The sequence below is a fragment of the Salmonella sp. SSDFZ69 genome (genome assembly GCF_004010755.1).
In the GTDB taxonomy this organism is placed as follows: domain Bacteria; phylum Pseudomonadota; class Gammaproteobacteria; order Enterobacterales; family Enterobacteriaceae; genus Salmonella; species Salmonella enterica.
Window position 1 is genome coordinate 4,327,862 of record NZ_CP034831.1, and the last position, 18,286, is coordinate 4,346,147.

11 protein-coding genes, 1 tRNA gene and 3 rRNA genes are annotated in these 18,286 nt (G+C 53.6%); 4 read left to right on the forward strand and 11 right to left on the reverse strand.

Annotated features, from left to right (window positions below; all coding sequences use genetic code 11):
- Nucleotides 1-100: 100 nt before the first annotated feature.
- From aceA to metA, 3 genes are all read right to left on the reverse strand, one after another.
- On the reverse strand, nucleotides 101-1,405 hold the full coding sequence (gene aceA / locus EOS98_RS21410; RefSeq protein ID WP_000857884.1) for an isocitrate lyase: 1,305 nt from the start codon (nucleotides 1,403-1,405) through the stop codon (nucleotides 101-103).
- A 31-nt stretch (nucleotides 1,406-1,436) separates the two neighbouring features.
- Nucleotides 1,437-3,038, reverse strand: coding sequence for a malate synthase A (gene aceB / locus EOS98_RS21415; RefSeq protein WP_001069371.1), 1,602 nt, complete (start codon nucleotides 3,036-3,038; stop codon nucleotides 1,437-1,439).
- A gap of 268 nt (nucleotides 3,039-3,306) precedes the next feature.
- Nucleotides 3,307-4,236 carry a homoserine O-acetyltransferase MetA gene (gene metA, locus EOS98_RS21420; RefSeq protein ID WP_001122767.1) on the reverse strand — a complete coding sequence of 310 codons (930 nt, stop codon included), beginning with the start codon at nucleotides 4,234-4,236 and terminating at the stop codon, nucleotides 3,307-3,309.
- 156 nt (nucleotides 4,237-4,392) lie between these two features.
- Between metA and EOS98_RS21425 the strand changes: the two genes are divergently transcribed.
- Nucleotides 4,393-4,830 (forward strand): acetyltransferase, encoded by a 438-nt coding sequence (locus tag EOS98_RS21425; RefSeq protein WP_000973248.1) that lies wholly within the window; start codon nucleotides 4,393-4,395, stop codon nucleotides 4,828-4,830.
- A 295-nt stretch (nucleotides 4,831-5,125) separates the two neighbouring features.
- Here the strand turns inward: EOS98_RS21425 and rrf are convergent.
- The 4 genes from rrf to EOS98_RS21445 form a co-directional block, all read right to left on the reverse strand.
- Nucleotides 5,126-5,241: ribosomal RNA gene (rrf, locus tag EOS98_RS21430) — 5S ribosomal RNA — on the reverse strand.
- 196 nt (nucleotides 5,242-5,437) lie between these two features.
- A 23S ribosomal RNA gene (locus EOS98_RS21435) occupies nucleotides 5,438-8,343 on the reverse strand.
- A 193-nt stretch (nucleotides 8,344-8,536) separates the two neighbouring features.
- Nucleotides 8,537-8,612 (reverse strand) — tRNA-Glu (locus tag EOS98_RS21440).
- An 85-nt stretch (nucleotides 8,613-8,697) separates the two neighbouring features.
- Nucleotides 8,698-10,239, reverse strand: a 16S ribosomal RNA gene (locus EOS98_RS21445).
- The 16S, 23S and 5S rRNA genes sit together here with 1 tRNA gene alongside, the layout of an rRNA operon.
- Nucleotides 10,240-10,864: 625 nt before the next feature.
- Here EOS98_RS21445 and purH point away from each other — a divergent pair.
- Both purH and purD read left to right on the forward strand, forming a co-directional pair.
- Nucleotides 10,865-12,454 carry a bifunctional phosphoribosylaminoimidazolecarboxamide formyltransferase/IMP cyclohydrolase gene (purH, locus tag EOS98_RS21450; RefSeq protein ID WP_047607409.1) on the forward strand — a complete coding sequence of 530 codons (1,590 nt, stop codon included), beginning with the start codon at nucleotides 10,865-10,867 and terminating at the stop codon, nucleotides 12,452-12,454.
- Between the two features lie 15 nt (nucleotides 12,455-12,469).
- Nucleotides 12,470-13,759 carry a phosphoribosylamine--glycine ligase gene (gene purD, locus EOS98_RS21455; protein ID WP_023201766.1) on the forward strand — a complete coding sequence of 430 codons (1,290 nt, stop codon included), beginning with the start codon at nucleotides 12,470-12,472 and terminating at the stop codon, nucleotides 13,757-13,759.
- On the opposite strand, the gene zraR is transcribed toward purD, so the two are convergent.
- Together zraR and zraS are read right to left on the reverse strand one after the other, a co-directional pair.
- Nucleotides 13,756-15,081 (reverse strand): sigma-54-dependent response regulator transcription factor ZraR, encoded by a 1,326-nt coding sequence (gene zraR, locus EOS98_RS21460; RefSeq protein WP_000617927.1) that lies wholly within the window; start codon nucleotides 15,079-15,081, stop codon nucleotides 13,756-13,758. The two genes, purD and zraR, sit on opposite strands and share 4 nt — an antisense overlap.
- A 5-nt stretch (nucleotides 15,082-15,086) precedes the next feature.
- Entirely contained in the window at nucleotides 15,087-16,484 is a 1,398-nt protein-coding gene (gene zraS / locus EOS98_RS21465; protein ID WP_020437385.1) for a two-component system sensor histidine kinase ZraS, read from the reverse strand.
- Between the two features lie 253 nt (nucleotides 16,485-16,737).
- On the opposite strand from zraS, the gene zraP reads away from it, so the two are divergent.
- Nucleotides 16,738-17,193 carry a zinc resistance sensor/chaperone ZraP gene (gene zraP, locus EOS98_RS21470; RefSeq protein WP_000828129.1) on the forward strand — a complete coding sequence of 152 codons (456 nt, stop codon included), beginning with the start codon at nucleotides 16,738-16,740 and terminating at the stop codon, nucleotides 17,191-17,193.
- A 41-nt stretch (nucleotides 17,194-17,234) separates the two neighbouring features.
- Here zraP and EOS98_RS21475 read toward each other — a convergent pair whose 3' ends face one another.
- Nucleotides 17,235-17,927 carry a DUF1481 domain-containing protein gene (locus EOS98_RS21475; protein WP_001083931.1) on the reverse strand — a complete coding sequence of 231 codons (693 nt, stop codon included), beginning with the start codon at nucleotides 17,925-17,927 and terminating at the stop codon, nucleotides 17,235-17,237.
- Nucleotides 17,928-17,938: 11 nt separating this feature from the next.
- A complete protein-coding gene (gene hupA / locus EOS98_RS21480) occupies nucleotides 17,939-18,211 on the reverse strand; it encodes a nucleoid-associated protein HU-alpha (protein WP_001044509.1) in 273 nt (90 codons plus the stop codon).
- Nucleotides 18,212-18,286: the final 75 nt, after the last annotated feature.

The following is an 18,286-nucleotide window of genomic DNA, read 5'->3' on the forward strand; positions in this document are numbered from 1 at the left end:
TTTTTCCCTCATCCGACACCACGTCATGCCGGATGGCGCGTTCGCTTATCCGGCCTACGCTATCTGTAGGCCCGGTAAGCGCAGCGCCACCGGGCATCAATCAAAACTGCGATTCTTCGGTGGAACCCGTTAACGCGGTAACGGATGACGCGCCGCCCTGAATAATGGTGGTGACTTTGTCGAAGTAACCAGTACCCACTTCCTGCTGGTGGGAAACAAAGGTGTAGCCATCTTTCGCCGCGGCGAACTCGGGTTGTTGAACCTTCTCAACATAGTGCTTCATGCCCTCGCCCTGCGCGTATGCATGCGCCAGGTCGAACATGTTGAACCACATGCTGTGGATGCCCGCCAGGGTAATAAACTGGTATTTGTAACCCATGTCCGACAACTGCTGCTGGAAGCTGGCAATGGTCTTGTCGTCCAGATTCTTCTGCCAGTTGAAGGATGGCGAACAGTTATAGGCCAGCAGTTTGCCCGGATACTTCGCGTGGATAGCATCGGCAAAACGACGCGCCAGTTCGAGATCCGGCGTAGAGGTTTCGCACCATACCAGATCGGCATACGGGGCATACGCCAGACCGCGGCTGATCGCCTGCTCAATGCCCGCATGGGTGCGGTAGAAACCTTCGCTGGTGCGTTCGCCGGTAATAAAACTGCTGTCATAGGGATCGCAGTCGGAGGTGATCAGATCTGCCGCATCCGCATCGGTACGCGCAATCACCAGCGTCGGGACGCCCATCACATCAGCGGCCAGACGCGCAGCAACCAGTTTCTGAATCGCCTCCTGCGTGGGGACCAGCACCTTGCCGCCCATATGGCCGCATTTCTTCACCGACGCCAGCTGATCTTCGAAGTGAACGGCCGCTGCACCGGCTTCAATCATCGATTTCATCAGTTCGAAGGCATTCAGAACGCCACCAAAACCGGCTTCTGCATCAGCAACGATCGGCAGGAAGTAATCCACATAGCGCGGATCGTTGGGTTCAATACCGGATGCCCACTGGATCTGATCCGCACGACGGAAAGTGTTGTTGATCCGATCCACTACCGCCGGAACAGAGTTTGCCGGGTACAACGATTGATCCGGATACATGCTGGATGCCAGGTTGGCATCTGCCGCCACCTGCCAGCCTGAAAGATAAATCGCCTCAATACCGGCTTTCGCCTGCTGCAACGCCTGACCGCCGGTCAGCGCGCCAAGGCTGTTGATATAGCCTTTTTTCGCTTCACCGTGCAACAGCCGCCACATTTTCGCGGCGCCGAGCTGCGCCAGCGTGCACTCCGGGTTAACCGAGCCGCGTAATTTCACCACCTCCTCCGCGCTGTACGGGCGGGTGATGCCTTCCCAGCGCGGTTGTGTCCACTCTTTCTGTAATTCTTCGATTTGTTGAGTACGGGTTTTCATGTGCAGATGCTCCATATTGTTATGTGGTGAATTAAGCCAGTAAGCGATAGCCCGGCAGGGTGAGGAAGTCGATTAAGTCATCTGAGGTGGTGATTTGCTCCATCAGACGTGCGGCATCGTCGAAGCGCCCGCTGCTGTAGCGGTGCTCGCCCAGTTCGTCCTGGATTACCCGCATCTCTTCCGCCAACATTTCGCGGAAAAGCGCTTTCGTTACGGGTTTTCCATTGCTCAGTGTTTTCTCATGGTGAATCCACTGCCAGATAGAGGTTCGTGAGATTTCCGCCGTCGCGGCATCCTCCATCAGACCGTAAATCGGTACACAGCCATTGCCGGAGATCCACGCTTCAATGTACTGCACTGCCACGCGAATATTGGCGCGCATTCCCGCTTCTGTGCGTTCGCCTTCACATGGCTCCAGTAACTGTTCAGCGGTAATCGGCGCATCTTCATCACGGGTAATGAACAGCTGATTTTTGTGCTCGCCCAGTACCTCGTTAAAGACGGCCATTGCGGTATCCGCCAACCCGGGATGCGCAATCCACGTGCCGTCGTGGCCGTTGTTCGCTTCCAGCGCTTTATCCGCTTTCACTTTGGCAAGGACCTGATTGTTGCGTTCAACGTCTTTGCTCGGGATAAACGCCGCCATACCGCCCATCGCGAACGCGCCGCGCTTGTGACAGGTTTTGATCAGCAGGCGCGAGTAGGCGCTCAGAAACGGTTTGTCCATCGTTACCACCTGCCTGTCCGGCAGGACGCGATCCGGGTGATTTTTCAACGTTTTGATATAGCTGAAAATATAATCCCAGCGACCACAGTTGAGACCGACAATATGATCACGCAACGCATGAAGAATCTCATCCATCTGGAAAACAGCTGGCAGCGTTTCAATCAACAGGGTCGCTTTGATCGTACCGCGCGGCAGGTTAAAGCGGTCTTCAGCGTAGCTGAAAACTTCACTCCACCAGGCTGCTTCCTGCCAGGCTTGCGTTTTCGGCAGGTAAAAATACGGGCCGCTACCTTTAGCGAGCAGCGCTTTATAGTTGTGGAAAAAGTACAGAGCAAAATCAAACAGGCTGCCGGGAATGGCTTCCCCCCGCCAGGTAACATGTTTTTCTGGCAGATGTAGACCACGTACACGACAAATCAATACGGCCGGATCGGGCTTGAGCTGATAGATTTTTCCGGCTTCGTTGGTATAGCTAATGGTGCCGTTCACCGCATCACGCAGGTTGATTTGACCATCAATAACTTTATTCCAGTCCGGCGCCAGCGAGTCTTCAAAATCCGCCATAAACACTTTCACATTTGCGTTCAGGGCATTAATCACCATTTTACGTTCAACCGGCCCGGTAATTTCTACTCGGCGATCCTGTAAATCCGCCGGAATACCACGAATCTGCCAATTACTTTCTCTAATGGAAGTGGTTTCCGAAATAAAATCAGGCAACTTACCGTTATCAATATCCTGCTGTTGCTGGATACGTGCAGCCAGGAGTTTATTGCGTTTTGGCGTAAAACGGGTGACTAACTCCGTCAAAAACTCGACTGCCTCAGCGGTCAGGACTTGCTTTTCCAGCTCGCCTTGCGGCCTGGTAAAGGTTAATTCATCAGTTGTGGTTGCCTGTGGATTCATCATGCAGCTCCTCGTTGTTGATCCAGATACATCCCCAATGCGAACGAAGGATCACTGTGCGCTTTTCGTTCAACACAACTAAGACTACTCAATTAAATTTCAAAATCAAAAACAATTTCCATTTTTAATTTAATTATGCATTAACCTATTGATAACAATGTAAATTAAATTTAATTACATGATGAGGTGCGTTTCGGAAATAAAAAAGGCACCCGAAGGTGCCTGATTCAACATGCTGAAACGCTTTAGGATCGTCAGAAGCAGAAGATTAATCCAGGGTTGGATTCATGTGACGCAGATCATATGGCGTAATCTGGTAGACATAATAGTTGAGCCAGTTAGTAAACAGTAAATTACCGTGGCTGCGCCAGGTTGCGCGCGGTATGTTTTGCGGATCGTTTTTTGGGAAATAGTTGTACGGAACCTCCGGATTTAACCCGGCCTCAACGTCACGAAAATATTCCCCCGCTAACGTATGAGCGTCATATTCAGGATGACCGGTGACAAACGCAATACGTTTATCTTTGCTGGCAAACAGGTACGCATCCCCCTCTTCTGTTTCGGCCAGAATTTCAAGATCCGTATAATCCCGTATTAGCGCCGCCGGGAAATCGGCATAGCGTGAGTGTGGCGCCAGAAACGAATCATCAAAACCACGCGTCAACAGAGCATGAGGATGAAGGATGTGATGTTCATAGACACCGGAAAGTTTATCTGTACGGGTCTGCTTAGGGATACCATAAAGAATATTGAGTGCAGCCTGGACGGCCCAACAGACAAATAGCGTCGAAGTAACGTGATCTTTCGCCCATTCCAGCACCTGCCTAATCTGCGGCCAGTAAGCCACGTCATTAAACTCCACCAGACCCAGCGGCGCTCCGGTCACGATAAGCCCATCAAAGTTCTGATCGCAGATATCGTCGAAGTTACAGTAAAAGTTATTCAGGTGCTCGGCTGGCGTGTTCCTCGACTCGCGGGCATCTATCCGCAGCAGTTGAATATCGACCTGCAATGGCGAGTTCGATAGCAAGCGCAGAAACTGATTTTCCGTTTCAATCTTCTTCGGCATCAGGTTAAGGATAAGTACCTTTAGCGGGCGAATTTCCTGACCTGATGCGCGAGAAGTCGTCATGACGAAGACATTCTCCTCACGTAAAAAATTGACGGCGGGTAGCTCGTCCAGCACGCGAATCGGCATAACCTGATAACCTCACGACATACGTTTAAACGTTTAGACATCCAGATAGCTGAAGATACTCAGAAATCAGGCAAATGTCGAGTCTGCAAGTTCAAGGTGAGAAAGTTTCACGACAGCATTTGCATTAGAATAGAAGTAAGCAAAAAAGGAGTGAAGATGATGATTAACATTCGCCGTTCAAGGCATGAGGAAGGGGAAAAACTGATTGCGATCTGGCGTCGCTCAGTCGATGCCACGCACGATTTTCTGTCAAACGCTTATCGGGCCGAACTGGAAGAGCTGGTGAGCGATTTTCTGCCAGAAGCGCCACTATGGGTTGCCGTGACCGATCAGGATGAGCCGGTAGGATTTATGCTGCTTACCGGCGAACATATGGATGCGCTGTTTGTCGATCCGGACGTGCGTGGTCAGGGTATCGGTAAGAGATTAGTTGAACATGCGTTAACACTGGCGCCGGGGTTGACAACCAATGTTAACGAGCAAAATACACAAGCTGTTGGATTTTATAAGAAAATGGGATTTAAGGTGACGGGACGTTCGGAGGTTGACGATCTTGGGAAACCGTATCCATTGTTGAATTTAATTTATCCGTGAGTAGTGGTGCTGCCTGATAAGTGCATACAGGTCGGATAAGGCTAAACTGCCATCCGGCGGTGCAGGTTGCCTGATGGCGCTGCGCTTATCAGGCCTACATTTTTAAATGTTACCGCACACGCAAAAAAGACCATCCGTCAGGATGGGCTTCTTCACTTGTCTGATGCCTGGCAGTTTATGGCGGGCGTCCTGCCCGGCACCCTACGGGCCGTTGCTGCGCAACGAGTGCTCACCGACAGACTACAGATAAAACAAAAGGCCCAGTCTTTCGACTGAGCCTTTTGCTTTATTTGATGCCTGGCAGTTCCCTACTCTCGCATGGGGAGACCCCACACTACCATCGGCGCTACGGCGTTTCACTTCTGAGTTCGGCATGGGGTCAGGTGGGACCACCGCGCTACGGCCGCCAGGCAAATTCTTTGTGCTCTGTACGCAATTCTTTATCGCATCAGCGGCGTTGCCTGCGCTCGTAAACTCAGTCACATACTTCTGTATGCTCCTTCCTTTCCTTCGCTTGCCGCCTTGCTGCTGCGCAAATTATTGCGTACTCAACTCTGAATCAGTGCTGAAAATCGTCTCTCATCAGCCAAAACATCTTCGGCGTTGTAAGGTTAAGCCTCACGGTTCATTAGTACCGGTTAGCTCAACGCATCGCTGCGCTTACACACCCGGCCTATCAACGTCGTCGTCTTCAACGTTCCTTCAGGAGACCTAAAGTCTCAGGGAGAACTCATCTCGGGGCAAGTTTCGTGCTTAGATGCTTTCAGCACTTATCTCTTCCGCATTTAGCTACCGGGCAGTGCCATTGGCATGACAACCCGAACACCAGTGATGCGTCCACTCCGGTCCTCTCGTACTAGGAGCAGCCCCCCTCAGTTCTCCAGCGCCCACGGCAGATAGGGACCGAACTGTCTCACGACGTTCTAAACCCAGCTCGCGTACCACTTTAAATGGCGAACAGCCATACCCTTGGGACCTACTTCAGCCCCAGGATGTGATGAGCCGACATCGAGGTGCCAAACACCGCCGTCGATATGAACTCTTGGGCGGTATCAGCCTGTTATCCCCGGAGTACCTTTTATCCGTTGAGCGATGGCCCTTCCATTCAGAACCACCGGATCACTATGACCTGCTTTCGCACCTGCTCGCGCCGTCACGCTCGCAGTCAAGCTGGCTTATGCCATTGCACTAACCTCCTGATGTCCGACCAGGATTAGCCAACCTTCGTGCTCCTCCGTTACTCTTTAGGAGGAGACCGCCCCAGTCAAACTACCCACCAGACACTGTCCGCAACCCGGATCACGGGTCCACGTTAGAACATCAAACATTAAAGGGTGGTATTTCAAGGTCGGCTCCATGCAGACTGGCGTCCACACTTCAAAGCCTCCCACCTATCCTACACATCAAGGCTCAATGTTCAGTGTCAAGCTATAGTAAAGGTTCACGGGGTCTTTCCGTCTTGCCGCGGGTACACTGCATCTTCACAGCGAGTTCAATTTCACTGAGTCTCGGGTGGAGACAGCCTGGCCATCATTACGCCATTCGTGCAGGTCGGAACTTACCCGACAAGGAATTTCGCTACCTTAGGACCGTTATAGTTACGGCCGCCGTTTACCGGGGCTTCGATCAGGAGCTTCGCTTGCGCTGACCCCATCAATTAACCTTCCGGCACCGGGCAGGCGTCACACCGTATACGTCCACTTTCGTGTTTGCACAGTGCTGTGTTTTTAATAAACAGTTGCAGCCAGCTGGTATCTTCGACTGACTTCAGCTCCATGAGTAAATCACTTCACCTACGTGTCAGCGTGCCTTCTCCCGAAGTTACGGCACCATTTTGCCTAGTTCCTTCACCCGAGTTCTCTCAAGCGCCTTGGTATTCTCTACCTGACCACCTGTGTCGGTTTGGGGTACGATTTGATGTTACCTGATGCTTAGAGGCTTTTCCTGGAAGCAGGGCATTTGTTGCTTCAGCACCGTAGTGCCTCGTCGTCACGCCTCAGTGTTAAAGTGAACCGGATTTACCTGGAACACACACCTACACGCTTAAACCGGGACAACCGTCGCCCGGCCAACATAGCCTTCTCCGTCCCCCCTTCGCAGTAACACCAAGTACGGGAATATTAACCCGTTTCCCATCGACTACGCCTTTCGGCCTCGCCTTAGGGGTCGACTCACCCTGCCCCGATTAACGTTGGACAGGAACCCTTGGTCTTCCGGCGAGCGGGCTTTTCACCCGCTTTATCGTTACTTATGTCAGCATTCGCACTTCTGATACCTCCAGCAACCCTCACAGGCCACCTTCACAGGCTTACAGAACGCTCCCCTACCCAACAACACCTGAGTGTCGCTGCCGCAGCTTCGGTGCATGGTTTAGCCCCGTTACATCTTCCGCGCAGGCCGACTCGACCAGTGAGCTATTACGCTTTCTTTAAATGATGGCTGCTTCTAAGCCAACATCCTGGCTGTCTGGGCCTTCCCACATCGTTTCCCACTTAACCATGACTTTGGGACCTTAGCTGGCGGTCTGGGTTGTTTCCCTCTTCACGACGGACGTTAGCACCCGCCGTGTGTCTCCCGTGATAACATTCTCCGGTATTCGCAGTTTGCATCGGGTTGGTAAGCCGGGATGGCCCCCTAGCCGAAACAGTGCTCTACCCCCGGAGATGAATTCACGAGGCGCTACCTAAATAGCTTTCGGGGAGAACCAGCTATCTCCCGGTTTGATTGGCCTTTCACCCCCAGCCACAGGTCATCCGCTAATTTTTCAACATTAGTCGGTTCGGTCCTCCAGTTAGTGTTACCCAACCTTCAACCTGCCCATGGCTAGATCACCGGGTTTCGGGTCTATACCCTGCAACTTAACGCCCAATTAAGACTCGGTTTCCCTACGGCTCCCCTATTCGGTTAACCTTGCTACAGAATATAAGTCGCTGACCCATTATACAAAAGGTACGCAGTCACACCCCAAAGGGTGCTCCCACTGCTTGTACGTACACGGTTTCAGGTTCTTTTTCACTCCCCTCGCCGGGGTTCTTTTCGCCTTTCCCTCACGGTACTGGTTCACTATCGGTCAGTCAGGAGTATTTAGCCTTGGAGGATGGTCCCCCCATATTCAGACAGGATACCACGTGTCCCGCCCTACTCATCGAGCTCACAGCACATGCGCTTTTGTGTACGGGGCTGTCACCCTGTATCGCGCGCCTTTCCAGACGCTTCCACTAACACACATGCTGATTCAGGCTCTGGGCTCCTCCCCGTTCGCTCGCCGCTACTGGGGGAATCTCGGTTGATTTCTTTTCCTCGGGGTACTTAGATGTTTCAGTTCCCCCGGTTCGCCTCATTAACCTATGGATTCAGTTAATGATAGTGTGACGAGTCACACTGGGTTTCCCCATTCGGAAATCGCCGGTTATAACGGTTCATATCACCTTACCGGCGCTTATCGCAGATTAGCACGTCCTTCATCGCCTCTGACTGCCAGGGCATCCACCGTGTACGCTTAGTCGCTTAACCTCACAACCCGAAGATGTTTCTTACGATTCATCATCGTGTTGCGAAAATTTGAGAGACTCACGAACAACTTTCGTCGTTCTGTGTTTCAATTTTCAGCTTGATCCAGATTTTTAAAGAGCAAATATCTCAAACGTGACTCGTAAGTCAGTTTTGAGATATTAAGGCAGGTGACTTTCACTCACAAACCAGCAAGTGGCGTCCCCTAGGGGATTCGAACCCCTGTTACCGCCGTGAAAGGGCGGTGTCCTGGGCCTCTAGACGAAGGGGACACTGAAGTCTCAATCGCAAGACGCCTTGCTTTTTACTTTCTATCAGACAATCTGTGTGAGCACTGCAAAGTACGCTTCTTTAAGGTAAGGAGGTGATCCAACCGCAGGTTCCCCTACGGTTACCTTGTTACGACTTCACCCCAGTCATGAATCACAAAGTGGTAAGCGCCCTCCCGAAGGTTAAGCTACCTACTTCTTTTGCAACCCACTCCCATGGTGTGACGGGCGGTGTGTACAAGGCCCGGGAACGTATTCACCGTGGCATTCTGATCCACGATTACTAGCGATTCCGACTTCATGGAGTCGAGTTGCAGACTCCAATCCGGACTACGACGCACTTTATGAGGTCCGCTTGCTCTCGCGAGGTCGCTTCTCTTTGTATGCGCCATTGTAGCACGTGTGTAGCCCTGGTCGTAAGGGCCATGATGACTTGACGTCATCCCCACCTTCCTCCAGTTTATCACTGGCAGTCTCCTTTGAGTTCCCGACCTAATCGCTGGCAACAAAGGATAAGGGTTGCGCTCGTTGCGGGACTTAACCCAACATTTCACAACACGAGCTGACGACAGCCATGCAGCACCTGTCTCACGGTTCCCGAAGGCACATTCTCATCTCTGAAAACTTCCGTGGATGTCAAGACCAGGTAAGGTTCTTCGCGTTGCATCGAATTAAACCACATGCTCCACCGCTTGTGCGGGCCCCCGTCAATTCATTTGAGTTTTAACCTTGCGGCCGTACTCCCCAGGCGGTCTACTTAACGCGTTAGCTCCGGAAGCCACGCCTCAAGGGCACAACCTCCAAGTAGACATCGTTTACGGCGTGGACTACCAGGGTATCTAATCCTGTTTGCTCCCCACGCTTTCGCACCTGAGCGTCAGTCTTTGTCCAGGGGGCCGCCTTCGCCACCGGTATTCCTCCAGATCTCTACGCATTTCACCGCTACACCTGGAATTCTACCCCCCTCTACAAGACTCAAGCCTGCCAGTTTCGAATGCAGTTCCCAGGTTGAGCCCGGGGATTTCACATCCGACTTGACAGACCGCCTGCGTGCGCTTTACGCCCAGTAATTCCGATTAACGCTTGCACCCTCCGTATTACCGCGGCTGCTGGCACGGAGTTAGCCGGTGCTTCTTCTGCGGGTAACGTCAATTGCTGCGGTTATTAACCACAACACCTTCCTCCCCGCTGAAAGTACTTTACAACCCGAAGGCCTTCTTCATACACGCGGCATGGCTGCATCAGGCTTGCGCCCATTGTGCAATATTCCCCACTGCTGCCTCCCGTAGGAGTCTGGACCGTGTCTCAGTTCCAGTGTGGCTGGTCATCCTCTCAGACCAGCTAGGGATCGTCGCCTTGGTGAGCCGTTACCTCACCAACAAGCTAATCCCATCTGGGCACATCTGATGGCAAGAGGCCCGAAGGTCCCCCTCTTTGGTCTTGCGACGTTATGCGGTATTAGCCACCGTTTCCAGTAGTTATCCCCCTCCATCAGGCAGTTTCCCAGACATTACTCACCCGTCCGCCACTCGTCAGCAAAGCAGCAAGCTGCTTCCTGTTACCGTTCGACTTGCATGTGTTAGGCCTGCCGCCAGCGTTCAATCTGAGCCATGATCAAACTCTTCAATTTAAAAGTTTGATGCTCAAAGAATTAAACTTCGTAATGAATTACGTGTTCACTCTTGAGACTTGGTATTCATTTTTCGTCCGAGGACGTTAAGAATCCGTATCTTCGAGTGCCCACACAGATTGTCTGATAAATTGTTAAAGAGCAGGTGCGACGCGGCTTGCAGCTCACCGTCGCGAGGTGGCGTATATTACGCTTTCCTCTTTCAGAGTCAACCCTGAATTTCAGGATTTTTCTCTTCAACCGACCGGCTGTTTGTGTGAAGTGATTCACATCCGCCGTGTCGATGGAGGCGCATTATAGGGAGTTCTCTGCTGACCGCAATAGAAAAATTGCAGAAAAATGACTGTTTGCTGCATTCCCCAGCAAAACCCCTGGTTATACCCATTTACGCACAGACTTATCCACAAAATGCGCGTTCATTTCCTGGATCTTCTCACTCTGCAAACGATCTTTCAGGGATAAAAGCGGGGCCAGAATTTAAAAAGAAAAATTCGCGAGCGTTGCGCAAACGTTTTCGTTACAATGTCGCCGCAAAATGAGAATGCCCCATAAGGGGCGTTAGCTGAGTTTTTCACGAAAAATTCAGCTAACGCTCTCTGTAATCGTCAAATCCAGGGGATTTACCATGCAACAACGTCGTCCAGTCCGCCGCGCTCTGCTCAGTGTTTCTGACAAGGCCGGTATCATCGAATTCGCCCAGGCACTTTCCGCACGCGGTGTGGAGCTGCTGTCTACGGGGGGCACCGCCCGCCTGTTAGCAGAAAAAGGCCTGCCGGTGACCGAAGTTTCCGATTACACCGGTTTCCCGGAAATGATGGATGGACGCGTAAAGACCCTGCATCCAAAAGTCCACGGCGGCATCCTCGGTCGCCGCGGCCAGGACGATGCCATTATGGAACAGCACCACATCGCCCCTATCGATATGGTTGTCGTTAACCTGTATCCGTTCGCCGAAACCGTAGCACGCGAAGGCTGCTCGCTGGAAGATGCGGTAGAGAACATCGATATCGGCGGCCCGACCATGGTGCGCTCTGCTGCGAAGAACCATAAAGACGTCGCTATCGTGGTGAAGAGCAGCGACTACGACGCCATTATTAAAGAGATGGATGCTAACGAAGGTTCTCTGACCCTCGACACCCGTTTCGATCTCGCGATTAAAGCCTTCGAACACACCGCCGCCTACGACAGCATGATCGCTAACTACTTCGGCAGCATGGTTCCGGCCTACCACGGTGAAAGCAAAGAAGCCGCCGGTCGCTTCCCGCGTACGCTGAATCTGAACTTCATTAAGAAGCAGGATATGCGCTACGGCGAGAACAGCCACCAGCAGGCTGCCTTCTATATAGAAGAGAATGTGAAAGAAGCGTCCGTTGCCACCGCACAACAGGTTCAGGGCAAAGCGCTTTCCTACAACAACATCGCCGATACCGACGCGGCGCTGGAGTGTGTGAAAGCGTTCAACGAGCCAGCCTGCGTAATCGTCAAGCACGCTAACCCGTGCGGCGTGGCGGTAAGTACCTCTATTCTCGACGCTTACGATCGCGCCTATAAAACCGACCCGACCTCCGCGTTCGGCGGCATCATCGCCTTTAACCGCGAGCTGGATGCTGAAACCGCGCAGGCCATCATCTCCCGCCAGTTCGTGGAAGTGATCATCGCCCCATCTGCGACCGAAGAAGCGCTGAAGATCACTGCCGCTAAACAGAACGTTCGCGTCCTGACCTGTGGCCAGTGGGCACAGCGCGTACCGGGCCTCGACTTTAAACGCGTTAACGGCGGCCTGCTGGTTCAGGACAGGGATCTGGGTATGGTGAGCGAAGCTGAACTGCGCGTGGTCTCTAAACGCCAGCCGACTGAGCAGGAACTGCGCGATGCGCTGTTCTGCTGGAAAGTGGCAAAGTTCGTGAAATCCAACGCCATTGTGTATGCCAAAGAGAACATGACCATCGGCATAGGCGCAGGCCAGATGAGCCGCGTGTACTCCGCCAAAATCGCCGGGATTAAAGCGGCTGACGAAGGTCTGGAAGTGAAAGGCTCCGCGATGGCCTCTGATGCCTTCTTCCCGTTCCGCGATGGTATTGATGCCGCTGCCGCTGTCGGCGTGAGCTGCGTTATCCAGCCTGGCGGTTCTATCCGTGATGATGAAGTCATTGCCGCTGCCGATGAACACGGCATTGCGATGATCTTCACCGACATGCGCCACTTCCGCCATTAATTCAGGGAGCAGACGATGAAAGTTTTAGTCATTGGTAACGGCGGGCGCGAACACGCGCTGGCCTGGAAAGCCGCACAGTCGCCGCTGGTTGATACCGTTTTTGTCGCACCGGGTAACGCCGGTACCGCGCTGGAGCCAGCGTTGCAGAACGTGGCTATCGGCGTCACCGATATTCCGGCACTGCTGAACTTTGCCCAGAACGAGAAGATCGATCTGACCATCGTCGGCCCGGAAGCGCCGCTGGTGATTGGCGTGGTCGATGCATTCCGCGCCGCTGGTCTGAAGATCTTTGGCCCAACCGAAGGGGCCGCGCAACTGGAAGGCTCCAAAGCGTTCACCAAAGATTTCCTCGCTCGTCACCAGATTCCGACGGCGGAATACCAGAATTTCACCGAGATTGAGCCTGCCCTGGCTTATCTGCGTGAGAAAGGCGCGCCGATCGTCATCAAGGCCGATGGTCTGGCTGCGGGCAAAGGCGTTATCGTGGCGATGACGCTGGAAGAAGCCGAAGCCGCCGTTCATGACATGCTGGCAGGCAACGCCTTTGGCGACGCGGGCCACCGCATCGTGATTGAAGAGTTCCTCGACGGCGAAGAAGCGAGCTTTATCGTGATGGTCGACGGCGAGCACGTTCTGCCGATGGCCACCAGCCAGGACCACAAACGCGTGGGCAATGGCGATACCGGCCCGAATACCGGCGGTATGGGGGCCTACTCACCGGCGCCGGTGGTGACTGATGAAGTGCACCAGCGCACCATGGAACGCATCATCTGGCCAACCGTGAAAGGCATGGCAGCAGAAGGTAACACGTACACCGGCTTCCTGTATGCGGGTCTGATGATCGACAAGCAGGGCAACCCGAAAGTTATCGAGTTCAACTGCCGCTTCGGCGATCCGGAAACCCAGCCGATCATGCTACGCATGAAGTCGGATCTGGTGGATCTTTGCCTGGCCGCCTGCGACGGCAAGCTGGATGAGAAAACCTCCGAGTGGGACGAACGCGCTTCATTAGGCGTGGTGATCGCCGCGGGCGGTTATCCGGGCAGCTACAACACTGGCGATGAGATCCACGGCCTGCCGCTGGAATCCTCCACTGACGGCAAAGTCTTCCACGCTGGCACCAAACTCGCCGATGACGACCGCGTGTTGACCAGCGGCGGACGCGTCCTGTGCGCCACCGCGCTGGGCCACACCGTGGCCGAAGCGCAGAAACGCGCTTACGCCCTGATGACCGACATCCGCTGGGACGGCAGCTTCAGCCGTAACGACATCGGCTGGCGCGCCATCGAGCGTGAACAGAACTAACGGCTGAGTTTAGCCAGCAGCGTTTTGCGCGTAATGCCCAATTGACGGGCGGCTTCCGTTTTATTGCCGCCCGTTTTTTCCAGCGCCGCCAGAATCACCTCTTTCTCCACATCGACCAACGGTTGGATTTCGGCGCTGTATTCCGTTTTTATCGGCGTCGCGGCAATAGCGAGAGGCAATTCGCGTTCAGAAATGTATTCTCCCGTCAGCAACACCACCGCCCGCTCGATAGCGTTTTCCAGCTCACGGATATTGCCCGGCCAGTCGTAGTGGATCAGCAGATCCATCGCCTGCGGCGTAAACCCCTTCACCGCTTTTCGGTTACGTTCGGCAAAACGCCGCAGAAAATGGTCTGCCAGTAGCGGAATATCTTCCCGACGCTGGCGCAAAGAAGGCATTTCAATCGCCACCACATTCAGGCGGTAATAGAGATCCTGGCGAAAACGACCAGCACTCACCTCTTCCGCCAGATCGCGGTGGGTAGCGGCAATTAACCGAACATCCACAGATATCGTCTGGTTACTTCCCACGCGTTGCACTTCGCGCTCCTGAATCGCCCGCAGCAAACGTACCTGCATTAACGGCGAGATATCGCCGATTTCATCAAGAAACAATGTCCCGCCGTCAGCTTCGACAAAGCGTCCCTCCCGACGTTTATCCGCGCCGGTAAACGCGCCTTTTTCGTGGCCGAACAGCTCAGACTCCAGCAGCGATTCATTAAGCGCCGCGCAGTTGAGCGTGACCAGCGGTTTATCGCTCCTGGCGCTACAGGCGTGTAGCGCCCGCGCCACCAGCTCTTTACCCGTGCCGGAGTCTCCGTGAATCAATACCGTGGCGTCTGATGGTGCGACCATCGCGATTTCATTCAGTAAATGTTGCATCGCCGGACTGCTGCCAATCATGCCAAATTGCGCAGCCGACGCCGATGGCAATTCAGCGCCCGTTTCCCGCGTATGCGCCAACGCCTTTTCCAGCGTCTCCTGCAGACGGTCAAAATCCAGCGGTTTAATTAAATAGTCGAGCGCGCCGGCTTTCAACGCCTCTACCGCCGTTTCCACGCTGGAGAATGCTGTCATAATCAAAATCGGAATGGCGGGGTTGAGCGCTTTAATCTCTTTCAGCGTGGCGATACCGTCCATCTCCGCCATACGCACATCGCACAGTACCAGATCAAAGACTTTCTCACGCACCTGAGCCAACGCATCATGCCCACTGTAGGCCAGAGCGACGTTATAGCCCCAGCCCCGAAGCAGCGCCTGTAAAATCGTGCAGTGGCTTACATCATCATCCACAACCAGAATATCGATTTTTCCGCGTATCACCCTTGTTAATCCTGTTGTCTCGCTATCACTGGCAACCAGATAGTAAAGACCGCGCCTTTACCCTCAATACTTTTCACCTTAATCGCGCCGCCATGCTGTTCGATGATATTTTGCACCACCGCCAGCCCCAGGCCTGTCCCGTCAGCTTTGGTCGTAAAATAAGGTGTAAAAATCGCCTCCAGCTGATCCGGGGCGATCCCTTTCCCGCTATCGGTAACAGTGATGATAACGCGGTCGGTCCCACTTTCTTTTGCCTCTACGGTAATCGTTCCCTGGCGGCCAATCGCATGAATAGCGTTCAGGTACAGATTCAACAGCACCTGAGTCAGCCTGTCCGGGTCAGCCTGAATACGCTTAAGCGTCTCATTCGCCGTGAATCTCAACTGAATCTCTCTGCTTTGGGCATCCTGACTGACCAGATTCAGGGAGTGGGTAATAATATCATTGAGGTTAACCGTCTGGAGCGTCAGATGCGCGGGCTTTACCAGTTCGAGCAATTCGCTTACCACCCGGTTCAAACGGTCGGCCTCTTTGGCCATCACCTGCGCCAGTTCATGCGACTCGCCGCCGGCAGGCGTGCGCTCGGCAAAGTATTTCGCCAGCCCTTTGATGGACGAGAGCGGGTTACGAATTTCGTGCGCGACGCCCGCCGCCAGATGCCCCATCGCCACCAGCTTTTCTTTACGCTTCATTGCATCAAGCAGTTCTCTGTGTGAGCGCTGATAACGCTGATGCCAAAAAAACGCCAGTAACGTTGCCAACAGCACCGCCGCTAACGCAGACAAAACAATCAGCGTATTACGCCACTCCCTTGCCTGTGTCGCGGCCAGCTCGCTGGCGTCAAAGGCAATAAAAATAGTTTGTTTCGCTGGTTCGTCGTCATTGGCGCTACGCGCCATGCCGTGCCCCCTCATACCGTGACCTCTCATACCGAAAAGCGGCTGGAACTGACGGTAAATTTCCAGCGCAGGCACCGTCTCGCCGTTAGCAGCAACGTCGACACGCCGCCAACGCTCCTGCGGCCCGGGGTTTAGTTGATGCATTTCAGATGCGGAATAGAGCGATTTGCCCACCATGCCAGGGTTGCTATGAGTGATGATTACCCCCTGCGCATCCGTTACGGCGAACCACAACACGCCTGGCTGACCCGCCATCTCTTCCAGCAATGTCTGCTGCTGCGCGTGATGCATCCGCATTCCCATACCTACTCGCGTGCCGGACTCCAGAGCGCGAATGAGTACATTTCCCTTTTCCAGCAGCGTCTGCCTGGCGGCAGCGCTCTCACGGCCATAGTCGCGAATGACCATAATGGAAAATAGCCCCACCAGAATGAAGATCGCCGCAGGTAACAGCCGACTCAACCACGTTGCAGCGGCATCTTTATGTAATCGTATAAAACTCACAGGCTTCCCCGGCTCGTTTTTATTTTCCTTACTTAAGCAGAGATCATGCCATTCTTCGCTCCGCATAACCGCGCGTTGTCGCACACCCTTTCGGATACGGATGGGTAAAAATGACTCGCCAGGCGGGTTATGCGAGTCATTTTTACTCGCTTTTTGCCGCCTGAAGCGGGTTAACTCGCTGCCCGACAAGGAATAGTTACCTGGCACGGAAGATGCAAGAGAGAGGATAAGATGAGCAACAGGAGAACGCAAAATGAAACGGAACAATAAATCAGCTATCGCGCTAATTGCCCTCTCTCTTTTGGCCCTGAGCTCCGGCGCCGCCTTCGCCGGGCACCACTGGGGCAACAATGACGGTATGTGGCAACAGGGAGGTAGCCCGTTAACTACGGAACAGCAGGCGACGGCGCAGAAGATTTATGATGATTACTATACGCAGACCAGCGCGCTGCGCCAGCAACTGATATCCAAACGTTATGAATACAACGCGCTACTGACCGCCAGTTCGCCGGATACTGCGAAAATTAACGCGGTTGCCAAAGAGATGGAGTCATTAGGCCAGAAGTTAGATGAGCAACGCGTGAAACGGGATGTCGCGATGGCGCAGGCTGGCATACCACGCGGCGCAGGAATGGGCTATGGCGGTTGCGGCGGCTATGGCGGCGGTTATCATCGCGGCGGCGGTCATATGGGTATGGGAAACTGGTAAAGCATGTTTGCCGAATGGCGGCTTCGCCATTCGGTATTCCATCAAAAGGTTTTCGCTTGCGGCTGCCAGTGACAGAAATCTGAATTCGCCACCAGCAAAAGTTGCGATCCTTCCGGCGCCTCCAGCCATGCTACGCTCACCTCTACCGATGAGTGGTTCTGGCGGCGCTCAATGTGGCTTATTGCCCAGGAATCCAGATCCGGTTTCAGCGTTTCACCTTCACAGGTGGTTACCGTATGGTCGGCGTGCCAGCGTCCCTGGCGTAGTATGACCCGCCCCAGGCGCAAGGCGTCGCTGGTCTGACGGATTTGTTCGGCGCGATAACGATACAAGGCAATCTGATCGTTGGAAAGCTGCTGCTTCTGCCCCCCGACTTCACGCTGCATAAAACTGAGTTCGCCATGAGCGTCGAAACGCGCGCGAATATGTTCTGGCGGTTTGCTGTAAATATTGAGTTCAATAAGCGAAAGCGTATCACCCTGCCAACGATATTCGCTGGTCGTCGTGCTGCCGCTATGCCACGGGCTAAAAACAGAAAGCAGATGGACTTCATCGTTCGTATCTTTACGCCAGATACGCACCGCGCCGTGATCGCCGGCAAAGCCGCTGGCAGTAAACGGAGGCGGTGAAGCGTTATGACTGCAGGCAGTCAGCAACAGCGCGCCAGAAAACAGAAACGCGCGACGCCAGACAGACAAAAGGGGCTGACGAGCCCCTTCGATAAAACTGTTCACAGCTACGCGTCTTACTTAACTGCGTCTTTCAGAGCTTTACCAGAAACAAACGCCGGTACGTTAGCGGCGGCGATTTTGATTTCTTTACCGGTCTGTGGGTTACGGCCAGTGCGCTCAGCACGGTGGTTCACTTTGAAGGTACCGAAACCAACCAGTTGTACAGCATCGCCTTCTTTCAGAGACTCAGTAATAGCAGCCAGAGTGGATTCCAGAGCAGCTTTAGCCTGGGTTTTGGACAGTTCTGCTTTGTCTGCAATTACATCAATCAGTTGAGTCTTGTTCATAAGTTATCCTTACAATGTGTTTATCGCTTGCTAAGCATCGAGTGCGACGGAAATGCCAGAAAAGCACTCTCCTGC